Source organism: Spirosoma sp. KCTC 42546 (assembly GCF_006965485.1).
Classification (GTDB): domain Bacteria; phylum Bacteroidota; class Bacteroidia; order Cytophagales; family Spirosomataceae; genus Spirosoma.
Genome location: NZ_CP041360.1, coordinates 4,501,293 through 4,518,572 on the forward strand (window position 1 = coordinate 4,501,293; position 17,280 = coordinate 4,518,572).

Below are 17,280 nucleotides of genomic sequence, written 5' to 3' on the forward strand. Positions count from 1 at the left end.
CCGTTCGAGCTGAATCAGGCCTTATTGTCTCTACAGAAAGTAAGAATTACTACTAAACAAACAGTTAATCTTTCCATCAATCGCGTACTATGAAAGCATCAATTCTCGCTCTGGGTTTCCTGCTTACGGGCATGCAGGCCTCCTTCGCTCAAGCCCCAACGTCAACTACTGCTACTATACCCCCCACGAAAGCCCAGCAGGAAATCATTGACCTCTCAAAGCAAAAATGGCAGTGGATGGCCGATAAGAATGTGGACAAACTGGCGCAGCTCTTCGACGATAAGTCAAAATTCGTCCATATGAGCGGCACCTGGAAAAAGGACGAAGAGCTCGATATTATCAAAACCGGGAGCATCTGGTACAAGAATGCGGATGTACACGATGTGGCGGTAGAGCTATTCGATGCTAACACAGCTATCATCTGGAGTCGGATTACGCTGGTGGCCATGGTTCGGGGCACGGAGGCCAAGACGGAGTTTACTGTTACCGAAGTCTATAAAAAACAAGGCCGTTCCTGGAAAATGTTGGCCCTGACATTTAGTAGTGTTCGGGACACTCATGTGATTAAGCATTAACGAGGTATCTCAATTTTCGAATCACTGAAGATAAAATCGAAGCTGTTTAAACTTTTCTTAAGCTGGTGCAAAAACGATTATTTTTTGTCATTCCGACGAAGGAGGAATCTTAATGCCGCACGTTTGGGAAGTTTAAGATTCCTCCTTCGTCGGAATGACAAAAAAAGTCACTCGCTTTGGGCCGAAAACAGAAAGTTTAAACAGCTTCACCTTTATCATTTTAGCAACCTATTAACCATGCAATCGACAAACAACCAACAAGCCAACACCGAGTTAACTCGTCGGACCATACTAAAATCGGGCCTGGCGCTGGCAGGCGGTACCTTGTTAGGCCAGGAGGCTAAAGCTCTTTCGGCTCCCGATCCATCGAGTCAGCCAGCGTCAATGGCCCCAAACACCAAACCTGGACGTCGTAAACTGGGTACACTGGAGGTTTCAAGCATTGGGCTTGGCGTGCAGAACATGAGTCGTACCTATCAGACGACGATCCCTTCCCGTCCCGAAATGCATAAGATCATCCGGACGGCGTTCGACCGGGGAGTTACTCTATTCGATGCCGCCGAAGCCTACGGGCCTTTTGAGGTGGAACGCATTCTGGGTGAAGCGCTGGTCCCGATTCGGAACAAAGTGGTTATCGAAACCAAGTTTGGCTGGAACATCGACCAGAAAACAGGTCAGCGTTTGCCTGGTTTGAACAGTCGTCCCGAGCATATCAAGGAGGTCGTGGAAGGTATGCTGAAACGTCTTCGTACTGATCGGATTGATTTATTGTACCAACACCGGGTCGATCCGACGGTTCCGATTGAAGACGTAGCTGGAACGATCAAAGACCTGATCAAAGAAGGGAAGGTACTGCACTACGGCCTGTCTGAACCCGGACCGCAAACCGTACGGCGCGCCCATGCCGTTCATCCGGTTACAGCCATTCAGAACGAATACTCGCTTCTCTGGCGTGGACCGGAACAGGTCATTATTCCGCTCTGCCAGGAACTGGGTATCGGCTTCGTACCCTGGAGTCCGCTGGGCGTAGGTTTTCTGACCGGCGCTATCGACGCCAATACCCGGTTCGCGCCCGGCGACATTCGCGGAATGGAGTCCCGGTTTTCGCCCGAGAATATAACCCACAACCTAGCCCTGCTGGACTTCGTGAAAAGCTGGGCTGCCAAAAAGAAGTCCACACCCGCGCAGGTATCGCTGGCCTGGCTGCTGGCGCAGAAACCATGGATCGTGCCGATTCCGGGTACCACGCAGATGGAGCACATGCTCGAAAACGTTGGGGCCGCCGATGTCCGGTTTACTGCCGATGAGCTAACCCAATTTAATGCCGAATTAGCCAAAATCGAGGTTAAGGGAGAGCGTTTGCCGCAAATGGTGCTTGCGTTCTCGAATGTGGAAGCACCGGCGAAGAAGTAAACCTGATTGCGCTTCATTCACTGAGGTGAGTTATAGCCTTTGTGCTTAGCTACGCTAGTCGCCACGAAACATCCGACCGGAATGAGAATAACTGCTTTTATAATGCACATCCTGTTGTCATTACTTCTGTTGATTGGAGCTTGCTCTTCTTCCCAAACGGAGAGCGTTCAGGTTACCGATCAGCCTACTGTAAAGCCCGGCAATACCTTGCCGGGCAAGGTATTGATTGTGTATTTGTCCCGAACCAATAATACCAGGGCCTTAGCGGACATCATTCACAAGCATGTGGGTGGAACATTGGTGGCCCTTGAATTGTCAACCCCCTACCCCGCAAACTACCGGGCTACCGTAGAACAGGTAGCGAAGGAAAATGAGACTGGTTTCCTGCCCCCGTTAAAAACAAAAATTGACAGCATCCAAGCGTACGATATTGTGTTTGTCGGCTTTCCAACCTGGGGCATGCAGTTGCCCCCGCCCATGAAAAGTTTTTTGCGTCAGTATGATTTCAGCGGTAAAACCATCATTCCGTTTAATAGCAATGGGGGCTACGGTATTGGCAGTACGTTCCAGACAGTTAAGGAACTATGTCCCAACAGCAATATACTGGAAGGTTTTACGATGCGGGGTGGCTCGGAACGGGATGGTCAATTGCTGGTTATTCAAGGCGATAAGGCCAAAGAAGCCGAAACGAACATAGTGAAATGGTTGCGTACGATTAACCTATTGAAATAAATCAACTATAATGGAAACAAGATTAGTAGGAACTAGTGGCCTACGGGTGTCCGCATTGGGCTTAGGCTGCATGGGCTTAAGCTATGGCTATGGCCCGGCAACCGATAAGCAGGATGCGATTAACTTGATTCGTGCTGCGTTCGATAAGGGCATTACGTTCTTCGATACAGCGGAGGCCTATGGTCCATTTGTCAACGAAGAATTGGTAGGTGAAGCGGTGCAGCCTTTCCGGGACCAGGTGGTGATTGCCACTAAATTCGGGTTTCAGCAGGGAGATTCCACCAAAGGGCAGGATAGCCGCCCCGAACGAATCCGGCAGGTGGCCGAAGAAGCGCTGAAGCGATTACGAACCGACCGCATCGATTTGTTTTATCAGCACCGTGTTGATCCTAATGTGCCGATCGAAGAGGTGGCCGGAACGGTCAAAGAGCTGATCCAGGAAGGCAAAGTAAAGCACTTCGGGATGAGCGAAGCGGGTGTACAGTCGATTCGTAAAGCCCACGCCGTACAACCCCTGGCCGCCTTGCAAAGTGAATACTCGTTATGGTGGCGGGAGCCGGAAAAAGAAATCTTACCAACCCTGGAAGAACTGGGCATTGGTTTTGTTCCGTTCAGCCCGCTGGGTAAAGGGTTTCTGACGGGAAAAATTGACGAAAATACGCAGTTCGACAAAACCGATTTCCGCAATGTGGTTCCCCGTTTTTCGGAAGAGAACCGGAAAGCCAATCAGAAGTTAGTTGACCTATTAGGCGACATGGCCAGGCAAAAAGCGGCCACACCGGCGCAGATTGCCCTGGCCTGGTTACTGGCGCAGAAGCCCTGGATTGTCCCGATCCCCGGCACGACCAAGCTGCACCGTCTGGAAGAAAATAGTGGAGCAGTCGATGTTGAACTGAGTCCTGATGACATTAGTCAGATTGATTCTGCCTTTTCCCAGATTCCGGTACAGGGAGATCGTTACCCGGCACACCTGCAAAAACGGGTGGGTAATTAAGAGCAACGCCCTCATGACACCGCTATGTAATCCTTACTATCACCTGTCTGGATAGATATGAAACAGCCCTGGGATTTTTTTCAGGCAAAAGCACTGGTTTTGCCCTTTGGCTTCTCGGGGAAATTACTAGTCGGATTACTCTTTCTGATACAAACTATAGATGCGGAAAGAGTTATGGTCAGTAGCAACAACACACAGATCGGACGTAGACTAAACAATGGTAGAATGGCAACACAACCTAAAAAAGGTCATTTAACTACCACTAATTACGTCCGGGACATTGTCAATCATTAGGCCTTTCAGGGCTTTGGCGAGTTGCTGTTACCCTGGGATGACAATACCCGTTATTACGACACGCGCCTGCGGGATGTGGGTTCACTTATGCCCTACCACAGTCACGTGATCCCCGACGTTGTCGTAGGCGCACTGAACCGAATGATCGATGATGTTGATGCCAAAAAGAGGGTCTTTTACGATGTTTACACCGACCAGCAAAAGCAAACGGATCGAGCCAAAACTAGAACGGGTCTGTTTTTTTACCGGGGCAAGCCGGGCGCTCCGTTCGCTATCGTTTGTCCGGGGGGTGGCTTTTCGTACGTAGGTTCGTTGCACGAAGGCTTTCCGCTCGCCGAAGAGATCAGTAAAGAAGGACTGAACGCGTTTGTAATCCGGTACCGCATTGGAGAACAGGTTGCCACCGAAGATCTGGCCGCAGCTATCGCGTATATTTTTCAGAACGCCCAAACTCTTGGTGTCAGTACAAAAGGTTATTCCTTATGGGGCGGGTCGGCAGGTGCCCGAATGGTTGGTAACATTGCGCTAAACGGCGTAGCCAGTTACGGCGTAGGCAACCTGCCTCAACCGGCAACTGTTGTTATTGCCTATACCGGCCAGTCCAGTTACTCGCCCAATTTTCCACCGACATTCATAACCGTTAGTGCCAATGATGGGATCGCAAACGCAGTAACGGTGGACCGGCGTGTTCAGAATTTAAAAAACGCGGGTGTAGCCGTCGAATACCGTCGATACAACCAGGCTGGTCATGGCTTTGGGACGGGGATAGGCACCGATGCCGCAGGCTGGATGCAGTACGCCATCGAATTCTGGAAAAACCATCTCGCCAACTAGATAATCAGGCAAACCAAAAGCGAACATCGGGCAATTTCAAGCATTCCGGGATGGATGAGTTACTGACCTGTGCCCGCCAAATCAGTGATTTTGGTATGAAATACCGTAATTTATATACCATTCAACTGAAGAAACAGCAGGAACTTTGGCGATTAATCGGTTAAACATACGGCAAGCATGAGCTGTTGTTACGACTATAATGGCAACTGAATGTATTTTCTCAACAGCAACGTTATGGCAATCATTAAGTTAACGATCAACGGCAAGGAGCAATCGATGGATGTCGATCCGCAGATGCCCCTCCTGTGGGCCATCCGGGACGTAGTGGGCCTGAAAGGTACGAAGTACGGCTGTGGCGTCGCCCAGTGTGGGGCCTGCACCGTCCACCTGAACGGTGAAGCGGTGCGTTCGTGCGTCACCAAAATGAGCCGGGCCGCTGGCCAGCAGGTGGTCACCATTGAAGGGCTCTCTCAAAACAATGATCACCCCCTGCAACAGGCCTGGCAGCAAATCGACGTGCCCCAGTGTGGTTACTGTCACTCCGGACAGCTCATGTCGGCCGCGGTGCTGCTTCGGGAGAACCCCAACCCGACCGATGCGGATATCGATGCGGCTATGGCGGGCAATATTTGCCGGTGCGGCACGTACCCCCGCATTCGGAAAGCCATTCATGTAGCGGCCAGTGGAGCGGATCGAAAGCTCGGCAAAAGCGAGTAATGTTACGTCGTCAACAATAAAGCCGGTAGCCACCTCCATAAACGCATTCAGAAACGAAAGCACGTCCGTCTATGCCTTTACGAACAATCTATAACCTGGCCATTCTTCTGTCGATGACAGGGATTATGGCCTCTACGTTTACCACGCATACTGATCCGATCAGTACCAGCCCGATGAACACAGCAGCCCATGTTGCACCCATCAAAAAAGATCCGGTCCGGAGGGACAGCGTTACGTCGGTGAAAGCGTTTGCCAATGTCTACAAAGTGCTGATGAGTCCGCGCTGCATGAACTGTCATCCATCGGGTGATATACCGCTCCAGGGCGACGACAATCACCTGCACACGATGGGCCCTCGTCGGGGTACGGATGGCAAAGGCATTTATGCCATGAAATGCTCGAACTGCCATCAGCCAACCAACACGCCGGGTCTGCATACGCCACCAGGAAATCCAGAATGGCATTTACCCCCGGCAACCATGCGGATGGTTTTCCAGGGACGAACACCCCGCCAATTAGCCAAACAACTGGTCGATCCCAAGCAAAATGGGAATAAGAACGTGGAAAAACTGCTGGAACACGCAGACGATGGCCTGGTAAAGGCTGGCTGGAACCCCGGTGAAGGCCGGACGCTGCCCCCCATGAGTCATGCTGAATTTAAAAAAGCCTGGACGACCTGGATCAACACAGGCGCCTACGCCCCTCAACGGTAACAAAAGCAACATCAACATGGACACACAACCCGTATCCAGACGCCATTTCCTGAAAGCCTCGGGCCTGACCGGTCTGGCGCTTTCGCTGGGATTCTATATCCCGTCGAATGCCGAAGAAGCCGAAATGATCAAAGCGGCTGAAGCCGATAGTTTTGGTATTGAAATGAATGCCTGGGTCCATATCGAACCGTCCGGCCAGGTGACTATTTTCTCGCACCGGGCCGAAATGGGCCAGGGGGTTTATCAGTCCATTCCTCAGATGGTTGCCGAAGAACTTGAAGTCGATCTGGACAAAGTAAATATCGTTTTTGCCAAAGGGGATTCTAAAAAATACGGCAATCAGGTTACGGGGGGTAGTTCAACCGTGCGGGGTTCCTACAAGAACTTGCTGACGCTGGGCGCTACTACCCGCCAAATGCTGATTCAGGCAGCCGCAACCAAATGGAACGTGCCGATAGCGGACTGTTATGCCGAATCAGGACAGGTCATTCACCGGCCCAGCAACAAGCGATTCCACTATGGAGAACTGGTGGCAGACGCGATGAAGCTGGAAACGCCCAAGAACGTCGTCTTAAAAAAGCGATCCGACTACAAGCTCGTTGGCAAGCCGTTGCTTCGGCAGGATACCAAATTAAAAACCAATGGGACGGCCACGTTTGGGCTGGACAAAGAAATTCCGGGTATGCTCTATGCCGCCGTGGAACGTAACCCCCGTCTGCGGGGTAAAGTCAAGAGTTTTGATGATACGGCTACTCGTAAAGTACCCGGCGTCAAACACGTGTTCAAAACCAAAATGCTGGTATTTAATACGTACCGTGAGGGCGTAGCAGTCGTAGCCACCTCAACCTGGGCCGCCTTGCAGGGAAAAAAAGCCCTGAAAGTTGAATGGGACGATAGTGGATTTGAGCACCTAAACACCGACGAGATTTTCAAACGCCAACAGCAAGCCTTAAGAACACAGGAAGGACTTTCCTTTAAGCAGCAGGGCGACGCATCAGCCGTTCTGGCCCAGGCACCTAAGAAACTCGATGTTGTCTATGAAACGCCCTATCAGTATCACGCGTGCATGGAACCGTTGAACTGCATTGCCCACTATCAGGACGATAAACTCGAAATCTGGGGACCAATCCAGGCACCCGAGTGGGTACAGGATGCCATCAGCAAAGAAATGGGGCTGGACCGCGAAAAGGTAATTGTCCACATGACCTTTCTGGGGGGTGGATTTGGCCGAAAGGCATTTATGGATTACCCGCATGAAGCGGCCGTAATCTCCAAAGAAATAAAAGCGCCGGTGCAGGTGGTCTGGACTCGCGAAGATGATGCAACGAATGGCCCGTATCGACCCGGTATTACGTACCGGTGCGAGGGGGTTGTCGATAAGGGGAAAATCAGCGCCTTCAAGCTTCGCATGGCTGGTCAAAACAATGACCATTGGCGCGGAGGACCGAAAGACAAAGCCAATCGGAGTACGTCGGAAGGCTTTCTGAAACCCTATGCCGACGGCATCAAAAACCTCAGCATTGCCGATGTGCCTTTCGAAACACCCATTCCAACCATGTGGTGGCGCTCAGTGTATGCATCGACCAACGGCTTTGCTTATGAGAGTTTCATCGACGAACTGGCCCATGAAGCCAGGCAGGATCCAATGGCCTTCCGCCGGGAACACCTGCCCGATGAGCGACTGCATCGGCAACTCGACAAACTGGCCGAGGTATCGGGCTGGAAAACCCGCAAACCGGGCGAGGGCTACGGCATGGCTATCACTGAGTGTTTTTCCAGTACGGTAGGGCAGGTGGTGAAAGTATCAAAAGGCACGGACGGAAAGCTCAAAATCGACCATGTCTGGGCGGTGATGGATTGCGGGTGGTACGTTAATCCCGATACCATCAAAGCACAGGTGGAGGGGTCTATTGTGATGGCATTGGGAGCCGCTACCCAGCATCAGGTGACATTTAAGGATGGCGTGCCCGTAGACAAGAATTTCTACTCGTATCAACTGCCCCGCATCACCGATATTCCACCCATTGATGTGTATGTCATGGACAACGACGAACCAGCGGGTGGTGTTGGCGAACCGGGTTTGCCTGCCTTTGCTCCTGCCCTGACCAATGCTATATTTGATTTAACCGGCAAACGCATTCGTAAGCTACCGTTTAATCTGGCATTGGTATAAAGAATACTCATCTCATTACCTATATGCGGATCGCTCTAGTATGTATGCTTGTCAGTTGGGTTATCTCAGTTAACCAGCTCCACGCGCAAAACCAACTGAGTCAGCCAACCACCTTGTCGCCGAAACAGCAACGTATTGTCGCTATTGCTTCCCTGACCGCCAAGGGCGATCTGCAAAAACTACAGCCAGCCCTAAACACAGGTCTGGATGCAGGGCTGACTGTCAACGAAATCAAGGAAGTGCTGGTCCATTTGTATGCCTATTGTGGATTTCCACGAAGTATTCGTGGGTTACAGACCTTCATAACGGTACTGGACGAACGCAAGAAAAAGGGCATCACCGACAAGGTGGGCCGGGAAGCCTCACCGATTACCAGCAGCGAACCGAAGTACGAGCGCGGCAAAAAAGTCCTCGAACAACTGAGTGGGCAGCCCGAAACCGGGCCGAAGCGAGGGTACTCGGCGTTTAGTCCGGAGATCGACGTGTTTCTGAAAGAGCATCTGTTTGCCGATCTGTTCGAGCGGGATGTGCTCAACTATACCGACCGGGAGCTGACGACCATTTCGGTGCTGACCAGTATCGGGGGCGTTGAGCCCATGTTGCAAAGCCACCTGGGCATCTGTTTGCACCTGGGACTGACCGCCCCCCAGCTACAGCAGGCGATGGCACTGATCGAAACAACCGTCGGTAAATCGGAAGCCGACGCTGGCCGACTGGTTTTGACGCAGGCTACAGCAGCCAGACGGTAAGTGAAATTATATACAAGGAGAGCGCTTTTACAGTGAAATCAATGAAAAACAACGTGATAGGCTTACTAGCTGTAGGTTTACTGATCTCATTGATCGGTAGCGAGGTAAGGGCGCAAACCCAACCGGCAACGCAAACGGACGCGGGTGCCATTTTCCCAAAAGGCCAGCGGGCACCAGCCAGCAACTTTACCGGCACCGTCTGGGTGCAGCAGTTAATCGAGCCCGACAGCGCGATCAATATTCCCGTGGGCTACGTGACCTTCGAGCCGGGTGCCCGCTCGCACTGGCATCGCCACGCGGGCGGGCAGGTACTGCTGGCGCTGGGCGGCATTGGTTACTATCAGGAGCAGGGTAAACCCATTCAAATCCTCCGAAAAGGCGACGCGGTGAAATGTCCACCAAACATACCCCATTGGCATGGAGCTTCGCCAACGGTCGAATTTAGGCAGGTAGCCATCACACCCAACACGGCAACAGGGCGGGTAACGTGGTTGCAACCGGTAACGGATCAGGAGTACAACAACGTTAAGAAGTAAGTTTTCACCAAGTTGATCTAGCAATTCACTGAAGAATACCCCAGTAATTTTATCAGTCAAGTCTGTTTGGCACCGGGCAAGTCAACAGGCCAATTTTGGGCAATAAATGTATCCATTAGTGAACCAGTTTATGGTCAACTTTTTCCAGGACAGGATAATTCCGCGCTGACACGTTGACCGTTTAATTGGTAATGGCCTCCCGTCAGGATACTCAGCGTCGGTAAATTGGCTACAGGCTATCGGTTAGCTCATGAATCTAAAGAGCTAATTACGTAAAAATACATGCTGTTCGTATGCGAATTGATGAGTTAATCCTAGTTTAGGCAATCTAAATCTGGCCCTCCTCATTTATGCAACTTCCCGATTCCTATTCTTTCCGACTACTAAACGTGCTTTGCCTTTTGCTGGTTGCTATCGTTAGCAACGCCAGTCCTAGAGCAGACATCCTGACGAAACCAGGAGCTACCACAGGAATAACGGTTACCATCGACCCCACAAAAACAGGCCAGACCATCGATCATTTTGGGGCTTCCGATGCCTGGTCCTGCCAGTTTGTGGGTCAGTGGCCAGAGGCAAAGAAAACAGCCATCGCCGATTTGCTCTTCAGTAGGGATACCCTGCCCAATGGAAAACCTAAGGGAATCGGCTTGTCGCTCTGGCGGTTTAACATTGGCGCGGGAACTGCTGAACAGGGCATTGAGAGTGGTATTAAGGATGAATGGCGACGTGCGGAATCATTCCTCAACAACGATGGAACCTATAACTGGTCTAAGCAGGCTGGGCAAGTCTGGTTTTTAAAGGCTGCTAAAGAACGCGGTGTCGCTACCTTTTTAGCATTCCCAAACAGCCCGCCCGTCCAGTACACGATCAATGGCAAAGGGTATGCAAGTAAAGCAATCCCTAATCTGAATGCGGATAAGTTTGATCAGTACGCCGGGTTTCTGGCTACGGTGATTACAGGCATCCGCAACAAAACCGGGATTTTGTTCAATTACATCAGTCCGGTCAATGAACCCCAATGGGACTGGAGCGATGGGGGTCAGGAGGGCACTCCTTTTTACAACAACCAGATCGCCAGTATAACCCGGTCGCTCAGTAGCGCCCTATTGAACAATAAACTGGCTACCCAGATAAATGTCGCCGAAGCGGGTCAAATTGAATTTCTGTATTCAGAGCACAATCGTCAGGGAAAAGGCAAGCAGATCAGTTCATTTTTCAACAAAGCCTCAACGGACTATATTGGTAATCTACCGAACCTCACGAAGGCGGTCTCTGCTCATAGTTATTTTACGACCTCTCCGTACAACATTGCCGTGCAGAAGCGCAACCAGCTTGCGACTAGCGTATCCGATGTTCCGAATCTTGGCTACTGGATGTCGGAATACTGCATTCTGGGCGACAACAGCGGGGAAATAAACGGATCTGGACGAGAACTTGGTATTGACCCCGGCTTGTACGTCGCGAAAGTGATCCATACTGACCTCGTCAATGCATATGCCTCAGCCTGGCATTGGTGGATTGCCATATCGCCTTACAATTACAAAGATGGGTTGATCTATATCGACAAAACGAAAACGGACGGCAATTACTATTCATCGAAGATGCTCTGGGCATTCGGCAATTTCAGTCGATTTATACGTCCCGGTGCCGTGCGGGTAAATACGTCGGTTACGCAAAGCAATGAAGGGCTTCTGGTATCATCGTATAGGAACAAGAACCAGCAACTCGTTACCGTATGTATCAACGCGGGGAGTGAGGACCAATTAGTTAAGCTGATTTTGGCATCTGGCAATTTATCCAACGTAACACGCTATACAACGTCGGCAATGGCAGATCTTGACCCTGTTTCTATCAGGAACTACGATGGTAGCCTAACTATTGGAGCGAAAAGCATCGTTACAGTCGTTGGGAATTTAAACTAAATAAACGCTCAGTTTATGCGTGTTAATTGACGGACTGGAAATTACAAATGCCATTGCAGATGGGTGAACCATTGAAATTAGCATTGATCTTTTAACGAGAATGGTCAGCTTTAGAGCTGACCATTCTCGTTAGTAATCACCTGATAACTAGACACTAATCCTCCCGTATAAGTAATCAGCTTCTTCGTTCAGTAACAAAGTTATGACCACGGGCATCGGTCTTAACTCTATTTCACAAATAATAATTCGCGGTACTTTATTAATGGCCAGTCTTCATCGTCAACCACTTCTTCGAGCTTATCCACTTCGTAACGGATCAGGTCAAAGTGATCCTTTACTTCGGTAGCGTAGAGTTTGGCGCGTTCGGCAGTATCGGTTACATTGTTCGCTTTTTTGCGGGATTCGATCATGGCTTCCACTCCCTTCTTGATCACAATGACCCGGGTTGAAATTTCACGCAGGATATCTTTAATCGGTTCAGCTTCGGCAGTCATGCCTAACTCAACCAGATTCCGGGCAGTTTCGGCTAACTTGTTCTGGTATTTCAGTGCGGTTGATACTACGTGGTTCATGGCCAGATCGCCCATCACGCGCGACTCGATCTGCACGTTTTTGATATACTTTTCGAGTTCAATTTCGTAGCGGGATTCAACCTCAGCGTGGTTCATAACCCCCGTCCGCTCAAACAGGGCCAGCGATTCGGGCTGAACAAACACGCCTAACGCTTCGGGCGATGATTTGATGTTTGACAAGCCCCGTTGAGCCGCTTCGTCAACCCACTCGTCCGAGTACCCATTGCCTTCAAACAGGATGCGTTTGCTGTTGGCATAGTATTCTTTTAAAATATCGACGATAGCCAGTTCCTTCTTCTCACCCTTTGCTAACCGTACATCCAGATCGGTTTTAAATCGGTTCAACTGATCGGCTACAATGGCGTTCAAAACGGTCATAGTCGACGCCGAGTTGGCTGAACTTCCCACTGCTCTAAACTCAAATTTATTACCCGTAAAGGCGAAAGGTGAGGTTCGGTTCCGGTCGGTATTGTCGCGCATCAGGCTGGGAATACGGTTGAGTCCCAGCTTGTAATACACGTTATCGCCCTTATTCACGGTCACTTCCGACTTGGTTTCCAGATCATTAAGAGCCAGCGTTAAAGCTTCACCCAGGAAAATCGAGACAATGGCCGGGGGAGCTTCGTTAGCACCCAGCCGGTGTTCATTACCCGCCGAGGCAATACTGGCACGTAGTAAATCGGCATTATCGTGAACCGCTTTTACTACATTCACCAGAAACGTCAGAAACCGTAGACTTTCCTTTGGTTTGGTGCTCGGAGCCAGCAGGTTAACGCCTGTATTGGTCCCCATCGACCAGTTATTGTGTTTGCCACTCCCATTAACTCCGGCAAATGGTTTTTCGTGGAAGAGCACCTTCAGGTTATGCTTCTCCGATATCTTTTCCATTAAATCCATCAGCAGCGCATTGTGGTCAACGGCCAGATTGACTTCTTCGAAAGTCGGGGCTACCTCAAACTGACCCGGTGCCACTTCATTGTGTCGCGTCCGAACCGGCATGCCAAGTTTCATGGACTCGAACTCAAAGTCCACCATAAACGCATTGACGCGGGGCGGAATAGAACCAAAATAGTGATCTTCCAATTGCTGGCCCCGTGCGGGAGCATGTCCAAATACCGTTCGGCCAGCCAGTACCAGATCAGGGCGGGCATAGAACAGCGCCCGGTCAACCACAAAATATTCCTGTTCTGGACCGAGTGTGGGGGTTACTTTCGTGATATTCCGATCAAAATACTGACAAACAGCCGTTGCCGCTTTATCCAGTGCATTCAGTGCTTTCAGCAAGGGTGTTTTGTAATCCAGCGCTTCCCCCGTATACGAAATAAAAACCGATGGAATACAGAGCGTTTTTCCGCCTGCTCCGTTATCCATCAAAAACGCAGGTGATGAGGGGTCCCATCCGGTGTAACCCCGAGCCTCGAAGGTATTCCGCAGTCCTCCATTCGGAAACGACGATGCATCCGGTTCCTGCTGTACCAATGCACTTCCTTTGAATTTCTCGACGGCTTTACCGTCGAGGGTAATATCAAAAAAGGCATCGTGTTTTTCGGCGGTTTCGCCCGTTAGCGGCTGAAACCAGTGGGTGTAGTGGGTTGCGCCTTTGGAGGTTGCCCACGATTTCATGGCACTCGCTACTTCGTCGGCAATACCCCGGTCAATCTGGCCATTGGTGCTGATGGCTTCGGTAACTTTTAGGTAGGCTTCGGGCGAGAGGAGTGCCCGCATGACTTCATTATTGAATGTATAACTGCCAAAAAAATCACCAACACGTTCAGTAGGAGCTGCTACCGGCATAGCCTGACGACTTTGGGCAATTTCGAGGGCTTTGAAACGAAAATTAGACATCGAACGGCTTTAAGGTTTTAGGTTTTTAAATATTTGTCAAACTTACACGCCTTCAGCACAGATTACAATGAATACCACAAAAAAGCCCGGCTACTCGCGCAGCCGGGCTTTGTACCAATAAGTATGTTGGCTTATGCCGCTACAACATCAGCCGATTTAACGGTTTTGATAATGATAGCTGCCACTTTGTATGGATCGGCAGCCGAGTTTGGACGACGATCTTCTAACCAGCCTTTCCAACCACGTTCTACGGTAGCAATTGGGATACGAATTGAAGCACCCCGGTCAGAAATACCGTACGAGAACTGATCGATCGACTGTGTTTCGTGCTTACCTGTCAGGCGCATTTCGTTGTCGGCACCGTATACAGCAATGTGCGCTTTGATAACGTCTGCTGGAGAGAAGGCTTCGCAAATTTTAGAATATACATCCTGGCTACCCGATGTGCGCAGCACTGAATTTGAGAAGTTAGCGTGCATACCCGAGCCGTTCCAGTCGGTAGCACCCAGAGGTTTGCAATGCCAGTTGATAGAGATACCGTATTTCTCTCCAATCCGCTCTAACAGGTAACGAGCTACCCAAATCTGATCACCAGCAGCTTTAGCCCCTTTAGCGAAAATCTGGAATTCCCACTGACCAGTTGCTACCTCAGCATTGATACCTTCTACATTTAGACCAGCATCCAGACAAACATCAAGGTGTTCTTCAATGATATAACGGCCATAGGCATTTTGAGCACCTACCGAGCAATAATAAGGACCTTGTGGACGTGTTGGGAACCCTTCAGCCGGGAAGCCAAGTGGTTTGTCAATTTTCATATCCCACAGGAAATACTCCTGCTCAAAGCCAAACCAGAAATCGTTATCGTCATCTTCAATCGTGGCACGACCGTTGGTTACGTGAGGAGTACCATCGGCATTCAACACTTCACACATGACGAGGTAACCGTTTTTGCGCTGTGGATCAGGACAGATGAAAACTGGTTTCAGCAAACAGTCTGACTTACCACCTTCAGCCTGTTCGGTTGAAGAACCATCAAACGACCACATCGAGCAGTCTTCAAGGTTGCCTGAGAAATCATCCTCAATTTTAGTTTTGGAACGCAGGCTTTGGGTGGGCTTGTAGCCGTCGAGCCAAATGTACTCTAACTTCGATTTTGCCATGATGTACAGTGGATTATTTTGAATAGGGGTTTCGTTAACAGACTTCCGGCAAATATAATACGGCTTTACAATAAAATATAAAGGCCAACATAGGCTCTAACCATATTTTTTACTGTTTCTCAGGAAATATTATAATTTTAATTCGTTTGATCCAGTAAATCACAACATTTTCGGAAAAAATTTATCACTTTATAATTGTAAGGATTATTAACCCAAAAAAGTGTATAAAAACAAATACTGGTTTCAGAAACACGGTTAGTTTGGTGAAAAGCAAGCTTTTTTCACTAAAATACCCTTTCGCCGGAGGGTACATTCCAGCAAAAGGGTATGTTGCATTCGTAGACACGCAGCCTCGTTGAAGGCTGGTTTCAGCCAATGGTTTCGATTAGAAATCGGCAATCAGATTCGTCTTGAATAGCTTGATAGCGATGGCCAGCAGTATGATCCCAAAGATTTTGCGTAACACTGCCAGCCCACCCGAGCCAAGCCGCGTTTCGAGCCAGCCCGACGATTTCAACACGGCATAAATCAGCACCAGATTCAGTACAATACCGACAATGATATTTACCGTCTGGTATTCAGCCCGGAGTGAGATGATGGTTGTTAATGTTCCTGCTCCAGCAATCAGGGGGAACGCAATTGGTACAATATGGGTAGCCCCCCCTGTGGTTTCTTCCGATTTGAAAATGGTTCGACCGAGAATCATCTCCAGCCCGATCAGGAAAATAATCAGGGCTCCAGCCACGGCAAACGATGCCACATCGACGCCAAAAAGCTTCAGGATTCGTTCCCCAACGAACAGAAAGGAGATCATCAGGGCGCCCGATGCAAACGTGGCTCGTTCTGACTCAATCTTACCGGTCTTCTTGCGCAGGTCAATAATAACCGGCAATGACCCGATAACGTCGATCACCGAAAATAGTATGAGTGTAACGGAGATAATTTCTTTAAAACTGAGCATCATAACAAATTGATCTTAAAGGCACTCGGACTTCAGCCCGCGCTACCTGTACGACCGAAGAAATTGCATCAAAGTTCCAATCTCATCATCGGTTATGGCCGGAAAGTTCGCAATTCGGAAGGTGGTGTTTTTCCAGTCGCCGTACCCATTGCCCAGCGTAATCCCTGCCTGCTGAGCGGCTGCTTTAATTTCCTTAACTGCTTTCTCTGAACCTTCTACGGCAATTACCGTATCGGAACGGATAGCGGGGTCGTGGATCAACAGCCGAAAGTCTGTGCCAAACTGGTCAAAAAAAGCATACCAGTCAGTGGCTCGTTTCGTTGTCATAGCGTGCACCGTGGTAATGGGGGGCACCTGCTGCAAAACGCGCATAAGCATGTAGATACCCAGGCCATTGGGCGTATAGGGTGTCTGAAATTTCGAGAAGTTTTCGTGAATGAATAGCAGACTATTGTAATGTGCCTTCTCGCCAATTTCCTCCGCCTGTTTAAGAGCGGCTGGCGAATAAACCATGACTGCCAAACCAGCTGGCAATCCAAAACACTTCTGTACGGAAGCAAACCAGACATCGGCCAATGACCAGTCGAAAGCAACCCCCGCCATTGAGGAAACGGCATCGACCGCAATCAGCGACGAGAAATCTCGTCTGAACTGGGCCAGTGTTTCCATGTTAACCTGGGTGCCATTGGAGGTTTCGTTCTGAACAATACACAACACATCGGCTTCGCTCAGGCTGGTTGGTGGTTTGATTCGATAGGTATACTCAGCCCACTTTTTACCAAACGCGCCACTATAGGGATGCAGGCTGGATTCTGCCGTCAGCGACTGGGCCACAATTTCCCAGCACTCTGTTGCCGATGAAACCAACGCGACGTGGTAATCAGCTGGAATGTCGAGTTTTTCGTGAAGCAACCGAACCGTTTCCTTTACGATATCCATAAAACCCGCACTCCGATGGTTCAGGCTCACTAGGCCCTGCTGGATTGCCTCAGCCGCATACTCAGCGACTTGCGGATAGACTTTTGATGGACCAGGATAGAAGGTGATCATAATAATGTAGAATGTAGAATGAACAATGGATAATGCT

Annotated in this window: 15 protein-coding genes; 11 read left to right on the top strand and 4 right to left on the bottom strand. The window is 49.8% G+C overall.

Annotation, left to right across the window (positions count from 1 at the left end):
• Positions 1-89 precede the first annotated feature (89 nt).
• From EXU85_RS18420 to EXU85_RS18470, 11 genes are all read left to right on the top strand, one after another.
• On the top strand, positions 90-575 hold the full coding sequence (locus EXU85_RS18420; protein WP_142773492.1) for a nuclear transport factor 2 family protein: 486 nt from the start codon (positions 90-92) through the stop codon (positions 573-575).
• A gap of 237 nt (positions 576-812) precedes the next feature.
• Entirely contained in the window at positions 813-1,988 is a 1,176-nt protein-coding gene (locus EXU85_RS18425) for an aldo/keto reductase (RefSeq protein ID WP_142773493.1), read from the top strand.
• A gap of 102 nt (positions 1,989-2,090) precedes the next feature.
• Positions 2,091-2,720 (top strand): flavodoxin, encoded by a 630-nt coding sequence (locus EXU85_RS18430; protein WP_246859147.1) that lies wholly within the window; start codon positions 2,091-2,093, stop codon positions 2,718-2,720.
• Positions 2,721-2,730: 10 nt separating this feature from the next.
• Complete coding sequence (locus tag EXU85_RS18435) at positions 2,731-3,714, top strand: aldo/keto reductase (protein ID WP_142773495.1); 984 nt, start codon at positions 2,731-2,733, stop codon at positions 3,712-3,714.
• Positions 3,715-4,029: 315 nt separating this feature from the next.
• A complete protein-coding gene (locus tag EXU85_RS18440; protein ID WP_210422384.1) occupies positions 4,030-4,842 on the top strand; it encodes an alpha/beta hydrolase in 813 nt (270 codons plus the stop codon).
• 234 nt (positions 4,843-5,076) lie between these two features.
• A complete protein-coding gene (locus tag EXU85_RS18445) occupies positions 5,077-5,559 on the top strand; it encodes a (2Fe-2S)-binding protein (RefSeq protein WP_305851947.1) in 483 nt (160 codons plus the stop codon).
• Between the two features lie 71 nt (positions 5,560-5,630).
• Positions 5,631-6,272 carry a hypothetical protein gene (locus tag EXU85_RS18450; RefSeq protein ID WP_142773496.1) on the top strand — a complete coding sequence of 214 codons (642 nt, stop codon included), beginning with the start codon at positions 5,631-5,633 and terminating at the stop codon, positions 6,270-6,272.
• Complete coding sequence (locus EXU85_RS18455; RefSeq protein WP_246859148.1) at positions 6,208-8,445, top strand: molybdopterin cofactor-binding domain-containing protein; 2,238 nt, start codon at positions 6,208-6,210, stop codon at positions 8,443-8,445. The genes EXU85_RS18450 and EXU85_RS18455 overlap by 65 nt, the downstream gene beginning before the upstream one ends.
• Positions 8,446-8,468: 23 nt before the next feature.
• The gene (locus tag EXU85_RS18460; protein WP_142773497.1) at positions 8,469-9,194 is read left to right on the top strand and encodes a carboxymuconolactone decarboxylase family protein; all 726 of its coding nucleotides are present in this window, start codon (positions 8,469-8,471) and stop codon (positions 9,192-9,194) included.
• Between the two features lie 41 nt (positions 9,195-9,235).
• Entirely contained in the window at positions 9,236-9,730 is a 495-nt protein-coding gene (locus EXU85_RS18465; protein WP_142773498.1) for a cupin domain-containing protein, read from the top strand.
• 350 nt (positions 9,731-10,080) lie between these two features.
• Positions 10,081-11,652, top strand: coding sequence for a glycoside hydrolase (locus tag EXU85_RS18470; protein ID WP_142773499.1), 1,572 nt, complete (start codon positions 10,081-10,083; stop codon positions 11,650-11,652).
• A 227-nt stretch (positions 11,653-11,879) separates the two neighbouring features.
• Here the strand turns inward: EXU85_RS18470 and EXU85_RS18475 are convergent, their stop codons facing one another.
• The 4 genes from EXU85_RS18475 to EXU85_RS18490 all read right to left on the bottom strand — a co-directional run bounded on the left by EXU85_RS18475 (position 11,880) and on the right by EXU85_RS18490 (position 17,243).
• On the bottom strand, positions 11,880-14,069 hold the full coding sequence (locus EXU85_RS18475) for a glutamine synthetase III (protein WP_142773500.1): 2,190 nt from the start codon (positions 14,067-14,069) through the stop codon (positions 11,880-11,882).
• Between the two features lie 131 nt (positions 14,070-14,200).
• Positions 14,201-15,232 (bottom strand): glutamine synthetase beta-grasp domain-containing protein, encoded by a 1,032-nt coding sequence (locus tag EXU85_RS18480; RefSeq protein WP_142773501.1) that lies wholly within the window; start codon positions 15,230-15,232, stop codon positions 14,201-14,203.
• 385 nt (positions 15,233-15,617) lie between these two features.
• Positions 15,618-16,193 carry a MarC family protein gene (locus EXU85_RS18485; protein WP_142776759.1) on the bottom strand — a complete coding sequence of 192 codons (576 nt, stop codon included), beginning with the start codon at positions 16,191-16,193 and terminating at the stop codon, positions 15,618-15,620.
• Between the two features lie 42 nt (positions 16,194-16,235).
• Entirely contained in the window at positions 16,236-17,243 is a 1,008-nt protein-coding gene (locus EXU85_RS18490; RefSeq protein ID WP_142773502.1) for an aminotransferase class V-fold PLP-dependent enzyme, read from the bottom strand.
• Between the last annotated feature and the right edge of the window lie 37 nt (positions 17,244-17,280).